Below are 11,976 nucleotides of genomic sequence, written 5' to 3' on the forward strand. Positions count from 1 at the left end.
CGCCAACCGACTGCTGAAGGCGCTGTTCCTGGTCAAGTACGTCGACACCTTTAAGGCCACGCCTCGCAACCTCACCGTGCTGGTCTACGACCGCTTCGGGCTCGACCTCACCGGGTTGGGTAAGCAGGTGCAGGAGGCGCTCAACCTGCTGGAGGCGCAGTCGTATGTCCAGCGCAACGGGAACGTCTACGAGTACCTCACCAACGAGGAGCAGGAGATCGAGAAGGAGATCAAGGCGGTCGACGTCGACTCCGCGGAGGTTTCCAGCAAGCTCTTCCGGTACCTCTCGTCGGACATCCTCAAGACCAACAAGCTGAAGTACGCGAAGAACGGCCAGGACTTCTCGTTTGGCTACAAGCTCGACGATGTACCCCAGGGGAATCAGCGCGAGTTGACTATTCACTTCATCACGCCCGAGACGAGCTACAGCGACTCCGAGATCGCGGCGCAGAGCATGGGCCGGGACGAGCTGCGGGTGTTCCTCGGTCGTGACAAGCGGCTGCTCGCGGACCTGCGCCTGCTGCTCAAGACAGAGAGGTACACCAAGCAGCGCACCAACTCAGGGGCGACGCCATCTATGCAGGCGATCCTCCAGTCGAAGCAGGTGCTCAACGCTGACCGCGAGAAGGAGCTCATCGAGCGCCTCCGCCAGGCTGTCGGCAAGGCGCAGTTGATCATCAACGCCGCCGAGATCCCCTCCAGCTCCCAGGATGCTGTGACTCGGGTGTCGGACGGGTTCCAGGAGCTCGTCAGCCGGACCCACACGAACCTCGGGTTGCTCGGCGGCAAGGTCTACCCCGAGCAGCAAGTCGCTGGTGCGGTCCAAAGCGAAACGGGGCTGTTCGACGCGGCGACGCTCAGCGCGCTCAACTCGCCGGGCACCGAGATGGAGTCCTGGATTATCACCCAAACGGGCCTCGGCGAAAAGGTGACGATCAAGAAGATCGTCGACCGCTTCGAGACCAAGCCCTACGGGTGGGACCTCGGATCCATCGAAGTCGTGTTGGGATGGCTCGTCGGCAATGGCAAGGTGGCGCTGAGCGTCGACTCCAACCCGGTCGTCCGAACCGAGGTAACAGACCTGATCCGCAACACCGGCAAGCACCCGCACGTCGTCGTCGCGCCCCAGAAGGCGTACGACCATGCGAAGGTCGCCGCGTTCAAAAAGTTCTGCACCGACTTCTTCGACGAAGGTGCTGTACCGAGCGACCCCACCGAACTCGCCCGGTTCGGCAAGGACAAGCTCGCGGCCAGGCGCGACGAGCTCAACGCCCTCGTCAGCAGCAGCCGGTACCCCTTCGTCAGCCAGCTCGCCGGCGTCGTCGCCCTGCTCGACGAGGTCGTCGGCAAGCAGGTCGACTGGTACCTCACCGACTTCAACAAGGCCGACGAACTGCTCGAAGCCAAGGAAGACCTGATCGACCCCATCAAGTCGTTCCTCAACGGCCAGCAGGCCAAGATCTTCGACGAGACACAGGCCCTCCTGAACACCAACGCCGGAAACCTCGGCTACCTCCCCACAGGCAGCGCCGACACGGTCAAAGCCCTGCTCGCAGACGCCAACGCCTTCCGTGGCAACAAGATGAACCAGCTCAAGACAGCGGCCGACACCCTGCGGGGGCAGATCGACGACATCGTCACCGACAAGCGTGCGGAGGTGACCGCGGCGATCGATGATCGTCGGGCCGAGATCCTCGGCAGCACCTACTACGCCAACGCCACGCCAGCCGCACAGGAGAGCGCGATCCGGCGGATCGACAGCATCCTCGCGCGCCTCGGCGGCGAGACTCAGGCCGCGCTCATCCTCCAGACCGGAGCAACCTTCGAGCAGGACGACTACCCGGAGCTGCTGAGCCGGCTCGTCGAGGCGCAGCAGGGTGGGGATGACGACGCTCCGCCGCCGAAGCCGATGGTGTCAGTCAAATCGATCAGCGTCCCTGACGCGTCGGGCGTCCTGGAGTCCCAGGCCGACGTCGACACATACCTCGCCAAGTACCGCGCCGCGCTCGTCGCGACCCTCAATGACGGAAAGCGAATCACGCTCTGATGGACACCGCACCGCTCAAGTCCTTCGCCACGTCAGCACGCATCGAACTCATCCGCGAGGTAGGCGCGCGCATCACCGCTGTGCTCGCCCCGGGATCACCCGAACGTGTCGAACAGCCGGGAGCTGTGACCGCGCTGGAACGCACCATCGCCGCCGCGGGCGGCGGCGACAAGGGCAAGGCGCACGTGGCCGACAAGGTTGCGTACACCTGGTTCAACCGCATCATCGCCCTGCGTTTCATGGACGCCAACGGGTACACCGGCATCGGTGTCGTATCGCCCGCGGCCGAACAGGTCGGCCAACCCGAGGTGCTCGCTGCAGCCAAGCGCGGACAGATCGACGGTGACGTGGTCAAGGGCGCGTACGCCGCGACCATCGCGGGGCTGCTCAACGGCACCCGCCAGCCGCGCCCCGGCGTCGACGCCCAAGCCGAGGCATACGCGCTCCTCCTCACGGACTACTGCCGCTACTGGAACAAGTCCATGCCCTTCATGTTCGAGCGCGAAGGCGACTACACCGAGTTGCTCATCCCCGCCAACCTGCTCGCCGAAGACTCCGTCCTGAACCGCTCCGTCAAGGTACTCACCGAGGAGGTCTGCCAGGACGTCGAGGTCATCGGCTGGCTCTACCAGTTCTACATCTCCGAGCGGAAGGACGAGGTCTTCGCCGGGTTCAAGAAGAACAAGAAGGCCGGCGCCGACGAGATCCCCGCCGCCACCCAGCTCTTCACCCCACACTGGATCGTCCGCTACCTCGTCGAGAACTCCGTGGGCCGCCTGTGGATGCTCAACCATCCTGAGTCGCGCCTCATCGACCAGATGGACTACTACATCGCCCCGGTCGACGAAGAGACCGACTTCCTCAAGATCACGACGCCCGAAGAACTCACGGTAATCGACCCCGCATGCGGCTCCGGCCACATGCTCACCTACGCCTTCGACCTCCTCTACGCCATCTACGAAGAGGAGGGCTTCACGCCGTCGCAGATCCCGAGCCTGATCCTCACCAACAATCTCTACGGCACCGAGATCGACCCCCGCGCCGGTGCGCTCGCCGCCTTCGCGCTGACGATGAAGGCCGCCGCCAAACGCAAGCTGTTCCTGAAGAACCCCGTCGACCCGAACATCTGTGTGCTTGAACCGATCTCCTTCAGCGCCGACGAGCTGAGCTACCTCGTGACCAAGGACGGCGACCAGCAGGCTGAAGAAGCCTTCTGGAACCAGTTCGCCGACGCCGACACCTTCGGCTCCCTCATCCAGCCCGACCGCGGCCTGACCGCGCGGCTCGCCCATCACGTCGCGACCCTCGACGACGAGGGAGACATCCTCCGCGCCGACGCTCTCGACTGGGCGCAGCAGGTGATCCGCCAAGCAGAGATCCTGCTGCCGGGGTACTCGGTGGTCGTTGCGAACCCGCCATATATGGGGGCAGGCAACATGGGTCCCCGTCTGGCTGACTTTGCAAAGTCGGCATATCCCCAGTCCAAGTCCGATTCGTTCGCGATGTTCATCGACCGATCTAGATGTTTGGTCGGGGCGAAGGGACTCGTTGGCATGATCACGATGCAGTCCTGGATGTTCCTCGGATCGTACGAGAAGTTGCGTGAATCGCTCCTTAGTGCCGGTTCCGTGGCCACGATGGCGCATCTCGGGTCGGGCGCATTCGACAGCATCGCGGGTGAAGTGGTGTCGACGACTGCCTTCGTCCTGGCGGTTGGAAGTGACCTCACCGGCACGTTTGTGCAACTCACGAAAGTAGCGGGTGAGGCGATCCAGGCGGAACGGTTCCGCGAGTTGGTTCGACATGGCGAGGTGCACTCGGTCTCGCGTGCTGCCTTGCGTCAGGTACCCGGTTTCCCTATCGCCTACTGGCTTTCGGATGCCATGCGACATGTCTTCTCCTTTGGGCCGCTCGGCGACAGGGTTGCCGTTAAGAAGGGCCTAGACACTGGCGACAACGCGAGGTTCCTCCGTCTATGGTTCGAGGTTGCGCGCGCCGATATTGGACTGGGCTACGAGAGCGAAGTTGATGCGGCGGCCAGCGCAGCGCGCTGGTTTCCCATGAATAAGGGCGGCGAGCGCCGTCGGTGGTACGGGAATCAAGAGGTTGTTATCGATTGGAAGGGTGGTGGCGCTGGTATCCGGTCGCGCGTGGGGGTTGGGGCACGAGGGAACGCCACTATTAGGAACCCCGCCTATTTCTTTCGCCGATCCCTGGGTTGGACGATGGTCACGTCGACCGACTTCTCGATTCGCGCATATCCCACCGGGTTCTTGTTCGGCAGCGGAGGCGGAGGCATCTTCGGCGCTGACGATGAACTCCTCGGCGTCATCGCCGTGTTGAACTCCGTCGTGATGAATCGAGCGGTCAATCGCCTGTCGCCCACCGTGAATTTCGATCCCGGTCCGGTCTCGAAGTTCCCGCTGGCGCCGGCGGTGTTCGATGGGCGTCTCGCGGCCTTGGCTGAACGCCTGATCGAAATTCATATGGTCGACGCTAGGCGCAGTGAACTGTCTTGGGAGTTCCAAGCGCCGGAGTTGCTCCGAACCGGAGTAGGTCTTTCGCTTCGCGAGCGCCTCGAAAGTGTGGCTACAGCCTGGCGCTCTACGGTTCGTGAAGCCATGACCTTGGAGGAGGACATCAATCGCATCGCCGCGGACATCTATGGCGTAGGAGCCGAGCTTGACACATCCGTCGCCCAGCGCGACCTCACCTTGTCAGTGTTGCCAGACGTGGAGCTGGCGGATGTAAGTGATGCCGGGTACGCGCAGGCAATGCGCGGCGACGCGATGGAAAGCCTGGTGTCGTACGCGGTCGGCTGCCTGTTCGGTCGGTACAGCCTCGACGAACCGGGGCTGATCCTGGCTGACCAGGGTGCCACATTCCAGGATTACCTGACCAAGGTGCCAAATCCGACGTTCACGCCGGACGCCGACAACGTCATCCCCATCGTGGACGGCGATTGGTTCGAGGACGACATCGTCGAGCGGTTCCGCCAGTTCCTGCATGCGGCGTTCGGGGAACAACACTTCGAGGAGAACTTGCAGTTCGTCACCGAGTCGCTCGGCGTAAAGCACCTGCGTGACTACTTCGTGAAGTCGTTCTACAAGGATCACGTCCAGCGGTACAAGAAGCGTCCGATCTATTGGATGTTCTCCAGCCCCAAGGGCTCCTTCAACGCCCTGATCTACATGCATCGCTACACACCCTCGATGGTCTCGACGGTGCTGACCTACCTGCGTGAGTATGTGACCAAGCTGGAGTCCGCGCTCCACCAGGCCGAGCGCGTGGGGAACGCGAAGGAAGCAGATCGACTTCGTAAGATCCTCGTCGAGTTGAACGAGTACGAGCACGACACGCTCTTCCCGAAGGCGTCCGAGAACGTCGTGATCGACCTCGACGACGGCGTGAAGGCGAACTACCCGAAGTTCGGCGCGGCACTCAAGAAAATCCCAGGATTGGAGGCGGCGAGTGACTGATCTGACGTCCGTCGAGGACGCCCTCCAGACCCGACTCGCCTCGAAGCGGGTCGTGTTCTGGCACGATCCCGCGGGCGAGTATGCCGCTGACCTCGATGCGCTCGATCTCGGGCCCGTCAACGTCCTCCGTGTCGAGGACAACGAGTTCGGCGTAAAGAACACCATCCTCGCCGATCACGTCAGCAAGCACCTCGTCTACCGCTCCGGCGACATCCCTCGCGGGACGGCGAACTGGCTGCTCGATCTCGAGCTCGCCTACGGAATCTTCACGGCCGACAAGACGTCCATGCTCCAACGGGAGCTTGGTCTCAACGACCCGGCTCTGCTGTCGGTCATAGAGCGGCATCAGAGGTTCTTCGCCGCGAGCAGTCGCAAGCAGGCGCTGGAGAAGCTCCTGAACGACGGAGACGATGCGGCCCGCCTTCGCGCCAAGATGTGCCAGGTGCTCGTCAAGGCATCGGGCAACAAGCTGACCGACATCGTGCGCGAGCTGCTCCTCGAGAACGCTGACGGCAAGAGCACCAAGTTCGACGAACTCGTCACCTTCGGTCTCGATCAGTTCTTCTGGGACGGGCTCGCGAGCATCTACAAGTATCCGAGCACGGCGCCAACGATCGACGACTTTGTCTTGTGGATGTTCAGCCGAGCCATCGAAGACTTCGCGTCGACCACCCCCGACGAGTTCCGCAACATCCGCAGCGACTTCAACGCCCTCCGCTACGACGTCCGCAGTCAGGACACGATGACGACGCTCGCATCCCGGGCAGCTGAGGCACTCGACGTGAAGTCCAAAATCGAGCATCGCGACTACCGCGAGCTCGCCAGGATCACGATCTTCGAGGAGATCGACCGCAAGGTGATCGTCGACCTCGCTGCCGCTGTCGCTACCCGGTCGGTGACCCCGCGCGAGGTTGCCGACATCGTGCGGCAGCGCCAGGAAAGCCTCTGGAAGGCGAAGTACGCGAAGCTCTACCAGGCCATTCAGAGCGCCTCAGAGCTGCTCGCCGCGATCGCCAGCCTGCCGCACGCCATCGCTTCACCCGCCGTGGGGTTGGAGAAGTATCAGTCCGACTGGTTCCGCATCGACCAGCTCTACCGCTGGTTCACCTACGCGCACCAGACGGCGGATTTCCAGAAGCCGCTCGAAGCGCTCAAGGCTGAGGTCGACAAGCAGTACGCCAACAAGTACCTCTACGACTTCAGTGGGCTCTGGCAGCAGGCTCTTGAGCCCATGAGCGAATGGAAGTCCGCCGCGCTCTCGCCGCAGGCGAAGTTCTTCGACCGTCACGTTGCACCTGTCGTCAAGGACGGGCGCACCAAGGTGGTCGTGATCATCTCCGATGGCATGCGGTACGAGATCGCCGACGAACTCGCGTCGATGATCCGCAGCGAGGACCGGTTCGACGCGTCCCTTTCGGCCGTGCTCGGCTCGATGCCGAGCTACACCCAGCTCGGCATGGCGGCGCTGCTGCCGCAGTCGAGCCTGGAACTCGGCCCCGAGGGCCTGCCGGTGCTCGCGGACGGGAAACCGACGAACGGCACCGCGAACCGCGACAAGGTCCTGCAAGCGGTCAAGGGGCATGCCATCACCGCCGCCGAGGTGCTGGCTATGCCGGGTAACGAGCTTCGCGAGCTGTACACGAAGCACCAGATCTTCTACGTCTACCACGACCGCATCGACGCGGCGGGCGACAAGGCCTCAACCGAGCGGACCGTTTTCGAGGCCGCCGAAGAGACCCTTCGTGAGCTAGTGCTCCTGGTGAAGAAGTGGACCAACGCGAACGCGACGAACATCCTCATCACCGCCGACCACGGGTTCCTCTACCAGGACATCCCGCTCGAGCAGGCGTACTACCTCTCAGAGAAGCCCCAGGGCGACGCGGTAACCAAGACCAACCGCCGCTACGTACTCGGACGTTCGCTGAAGCCCTCCCCGTCCTTCATGACGTTCACCTCGGCCCAGGCCGGGCTCGCGGGAGACGTCGACATCCAGATTCCCAAGTCGATCCACCGCATCCCGCAGCCCGGTGCCGGCACCCGCTACGTCCACGGCGGCGCATCTCTCCAGGAGATCGTCGTCCCAGTGATCACGGTCAACAAGAAGCGCAGGAGCGACGTCCGCCCGGTGAACGTGGACCTCATGCCCGAGACCGACAAGATCACCACGGGGCAGCTCGCGGTCAAGCTGCTCCAGCGTGAGGCCGTCACCGACAAGATCCAACCGCGCCAGGTCCGCCTCGGCCTCTACGTCGGCGACACGCTGATCTCCGACCAGCCCGTCCTCACCTTCGACAGCGCATCAGACGATCAGCGTGACCGCTACCAGAGGGCTGTGTTGTACCTGACCGAGGACGCCGACCAGTTCAACAACCGGCCCGTCGAGCTGCGGCTCGAAGAGCCGATCCCGAACACGACGCAGTGGAAGGCGTTCTCGAAGGGGAACTACACCATCAAGCGGTCGTTCACGACGGACTTCGACTTCTAGGAGAGCCATGACGAACCTCGAAGACGCACTCGACGAGATCGACGTGCTCGCAGCTGAGGCGACCGACGGCGCCCCGGCGAAGTCCGCGCTCGACGACAAGATCAACGAGCACTTCGCCGGTGCCGTCGTCCGAAAGGACCTCGTCAAGGCGGTCCGCGGCAACGCTGTGGTGCCGTCGTACGTCCTGGAGTACCTGCTGGGCCAGTATGCGGCATCCGACGACGAGGCGACCATCCAGGCCGGCATCGACAGCGTGCGACAGATCCTCGCAACTCACTACGTCAACCGCAACGAGCACATGCTCGTGAAGTCGGAGATCCGCCGCAAGGGTCGCCACCGAGTCATCGACAAGGTCACGGTCACACTCAACGAGAAGAACGACGTCCACGAGGCAGAGTTCGAGAACCTCCAGATCAAGGGCGTCATCATCGACGACGTCACGGTCAAGCAGAACCCCAAGCTCCTTGTCGGCGGCGTGTGGTGCATCTGCGACATCGAGTACTTCCACTCCGACGACCAGCGCGTCGTGCCGTGGATCCTCGACAAGCTCAAGCCCATCCAGGTCGCCGGCGTCGACATCGATCACTACTACGAGGCCCGCAAGGCGTTCACGACCGAGGAGTGGATCGACCTGCTCATGCAGTCGATCGGCCTCAACCCCGAACAGTACAACGAACGCGGCAAACTCATCGCCCTGACCCGCCTCATCCCGTTCGTCGAGCGCAACTACAACGTCGTCGAACTGGGGCCGAAGGGCACCGGCAAGTCGCACACGTTCAGCGAGTTCTCCCCGAACGGCATCCTCATCTCCGGTGGGGAGGTCACGGTCGCCAAGCTGTTCGTCAACAACGCGAGCGGCCGTATCGGGCTGGTCGGCTACTGGGACTGCGTCGCGTTCGACGAGTTCGCCGCCAACCGGCGCACCGACCAGAACCTCGTCAACGTGATGAAGAACTACCTCGCGAACAAGTCCTTCTCGCGCGGCACGAGCATCTACGGCGCCGAGGCCTCGATGGCCTTCATCGGCAACACCACCCACACCGTGCCCTATATGCTCAAGAACTCCGACCTATTCGACGAGCTGCCCGACGCCTACCGCGACCCGGCCTGGCTCGACCGCATCCACCACTACATCCCCGGCTGGGAGGTCGCACCGATCCGCTCGGAGATGTTCTCCGCGGGGTACGGCTTCGTCGTCGACTACCTCGCCGAGATCCTGCGTGCGAAGCGGTCGGAGGACTTCTCGGACAAGTACAAGGACTATTTCACTCTCGACAACTCGATCTCGACGCGCGACCAGGACGGCATCCGCAAGACCTTCTCCGGGCTGATGAAGCTCGTGCACCCCACCGGGGAGGCCACGGAGGACGAGGCTCGTGCGCTGCTCGAGTTCGCCATCGAGGGGCGCAAGCGCGTCAAGGACTCGATCCTGAGGATCGACGCCACGATGCGCGACACGCCGGTCCAATTCCGCTACGCCGACAAGGCAGGCGTATGGCACGACGTCGCCACCCTCGAAGAGAGCCAGTACCCGCAGCTATACCGGCGGGCCTGGGACGCAACGCACGACGGCGACGGCGGGTCAGGTGAAGCCACACCCACGGCAACCGAGCCTGCCCCGGCCGCCGTGGCATCAACGGCTTCGTCGGCGGCTGCGCCGAACGTGGCCGCGGAGCCCGCAGCCTCAGTACTGGCCGAGGGGCATTTGGACTTCACGGCCGGCCAGAGAGGAGTTTCCTACGAGACCCTGCTCCTGCCACACCTTCGCGGCGCATCAAAGATCACGATCACGGACCCCTACATCCGCATGCCCCACCAGGGACGCAACCTCGCCGACCTGCTCAGCCTCCTCGCCGCCGCCAAAGACGACGCCGACGAGATCGATGTTGTCCTCGTCACCACAGAGGAACCGAAAGCTGAGTTCAAGCAGCGGCAGCTGTTGATGCTCAAAGACATCAAGGATGCGTCCGACGCAGCGGGCGCGCGCCTCGCCGTGCGGCTCGACGACACGATCCACGACCGCCGAATCGAGACCAACCACGGCTGGCGCATCGATCTCGGCAAGGGTCTCGACATCTGGCAGCGGTCGAGCGACAACCCGTTCGACTTCGGCCGCAACCGCCAAGAGTTCCGCCTCATCGGCTCGGCGTTCACCGTCCACTACGTGAAGATCCCAGTAGTCGGCCCCGGAGAGGCCGAGTAGACATGTCGGAAGCACGCCCAACGACGAATTGCGCGGAGGGTGAGCGATGCCGATTCCGTTGACCCTGAGTCCTGACGAGACGGTTTCACTCCGCGCCGCGATGAGAGACGCACAGATCACAGCGCGTGATTACTACAACGAGACCGCCCGAACCGGCGACCTCGACGCGCTCGCGACCCGGGCGCGCCTGTTCGTGGGAGCGGTCCAGGTGCTCAACGACTGGCTCCAGCAGGTCGCTGATGCGGCTCATTACGCCGCGTTGTTCGACTCCCCACGTGACAAAGACGCCGATCTCGTTGACGCGTTCCGGTACGCGCGGAATGTGACGCAGCACGTCCTGCATCCTGTCGCGCCTGACCAACCGAACACTTTGATCGGTGGGCTGCACGGACTGCGGGTGTACGCATCCTGGGCCGAGATCCCCGCGGCGGCGCACCAGCGGTTGTACAAGAGCACCCAGATCCTCAAAGCACAGTTCGAATCCGAACTTCGTGGGCGTGAGGTCACATCCACCATGATCCGCGTCCTGCATTTCTTCGCTCGAGTTGCCCCCGACATCGTTGCCCGTGAGGAGACAGGAGAATGGGTAGGATTCCCGCTCCCGAGCCAACCCGGTGTGATCGCCCTCCTGCATCCCGAGGAGCCGAGCGACCTCACTGCCGCTCACGCTTGGCTTGACGGGCGACGACCCGGAGGCGATGCGCGGCTTGTGTGTGGCCGCCTTGTTGTTGATGGAGTCGACTGCGTGGTCGGGTTCACGTTTGTCGGTCAGCACGCCTTTCTGCCGTTCGCGGAGTCCGTGGACCAGGTGGCTGCTGACATGGGCCTCGGGTACCGGTACGTCACGGGAGACATCGCCTCGGAGGTCGACGATGTGAGCGTGATGTTCGGCGGCAGGGACCTCGTCCTGTTCTCCCGCCATCCGCTCAACCAATGGACGGTCCCATTCGAAGTTCAAGCTGTTCCTGATAGTTACATCTACTTCGGCGATCCAGAGGCGTGGGGCCGTCAGATCGACCTCAATGCGGGCGACTATCTCGTCCGACGCGCGCAGCGGCTCAACGCCGTCGTTCCGGACAGCTAACCTGTGCGGCTCGTCGTTCCGCCGTCAATCGCACGCGGCGGTGTACCGGCAGGGTGTCGGAGCCATCCGGGTCTGATGTAGGAACTGGTGACAGTTCTAGTTAGGCCGCGAGGGCCAGGTCGTTGTTCATGATGGTCTCGAACTCGATCGGCGTCAAACGGCCCAGACGGACCTGGCGACGCCTGCGGTGATAGGTCCGCTCGATCCAGGTCACGATCGCGATGCGCAACTCTTCACGTGTGGTCCAGGAGCGGCGGTTCAGGACGTTTTTCTGCAGCAGGCTGAAGAACGATTCCATTGCCGCGTTGTCGCCGCAGGAAGCGACTCTGCCCATCGATCCGACGAGGTTATGGACGGCGAGTTCGCGGCGCAGTTTCCTGCTTCGGAATTGCGATCCTCTGTCTGAATGGACGATACAGCCGTTCACGTTTCCGCGCATCCGGACGGCGTTGCGGACAGCTCGGACCGCGAGTGATGCCTTCATTCTCGAGTCGATCGAGTAACCCACGATCCGACCGCTGAAGGCGTCTTTGACCGCGCAAAGATAGAGCCGACCTTCGCTCGTTTTGTGTTCCGTAACGTCGGTCAGCCAGAGCTGGTTCGGCCGGGACGCCACGAACCTGTGACGCTCACGCCCGTGCTCGTCGATGACGACGCAGAGATCGTCGTGAACGGCGG

The 11,976-nt window shown here is 63.3% G+C and carries 6 protein-coding genes; 5 read left to right on the top strand and 1 reads right to left on the bottom strand.

Annotation, left to right across the window (positions count from 1 at the left end):
• From brxC to ACTIAO_RS15280, 5 genes are all read left to right on the top strand, one after another.
• A partial coding sequence (gene brxC, locus ACTIAO_RS15260) for a BREX system P-loop protein BrxC (RefSeq protein ID WP_441907029.1) occupies window positions 1-2,047 on the top strand: 2,047 nt, incomplete at its 5' end.
• A complete protein-coding gene (gene pglX / locus ACTIAO_RS15265; RefSeq protein WP_029153785.1) occupies window positions 2,047-5,526 on the top strand; it encodes a BREX-1 system adenine-specific DNA-methyltransferase PglX in 3,480 nt (1,159 codons plus the stop codon). The genes brxC and pglX, both read left to right, overlap by 1 nt.
• On the top strand, window positions 5,519-8,011 hold the full coding sequence (gene pglZ, locus ACTIAO_RS15270) for a BREX-1 system phosphatase PglZ type A (protein ID WP_029153786.1): 2,493 nt from the start codon (window positions 5,519-5,521) through the stop codon (window positions 8,009-8,011). The genes pglX and pglZ overlap by 8 nt, the downstream gene beginning before the upstream one ends.
• Window positions 8,012-8,018: 7 nt before the next feature.
• A complete protein-coding gene (brxL, locus tag ACTIAO_RS15275) occupies window positions 8,019-10,214 on the top strand; it encodes a BREX system Lon protease-like protein BrxL (protein ID WP_029153787.1) in 2,196 nt (731 codons plus the stop codon).
• 46 nt (window positions 10,215-10,260) lie between these two features.
• Window positions 10,261-11,298 (top strand): hypothetical protein, encoded by a 1,038-nt coding sequence (locus tag ACTIAO_RS15280; protein WP_029153788.1) that lies wholly within the window; start codon window positions 10,261-10,263, stop codon window positions 11,296-11,298.
• Between the two features lie 100 nt (window positions 11,299-11,398).
• Here the strand turns inward: ACTIAO_RS15280 and ACTIAO_RS15285 are convergent.
• Window positions 11,399-11,976: IS3 family transposase (locus ACTIAO_RS15285; protein ID WP_441907030.1), on the bottom strand; the 578-nt coding region annotated here is incomplete at its 5' end.

This window comes from Microbacterium sp., from assembly GCF_052099035.1.
Classification (GTDB): Bacteria; Actinomycetota; Actinomycetes; order Actinomycetales; family Microbacteriaceae; genus Microbacterium.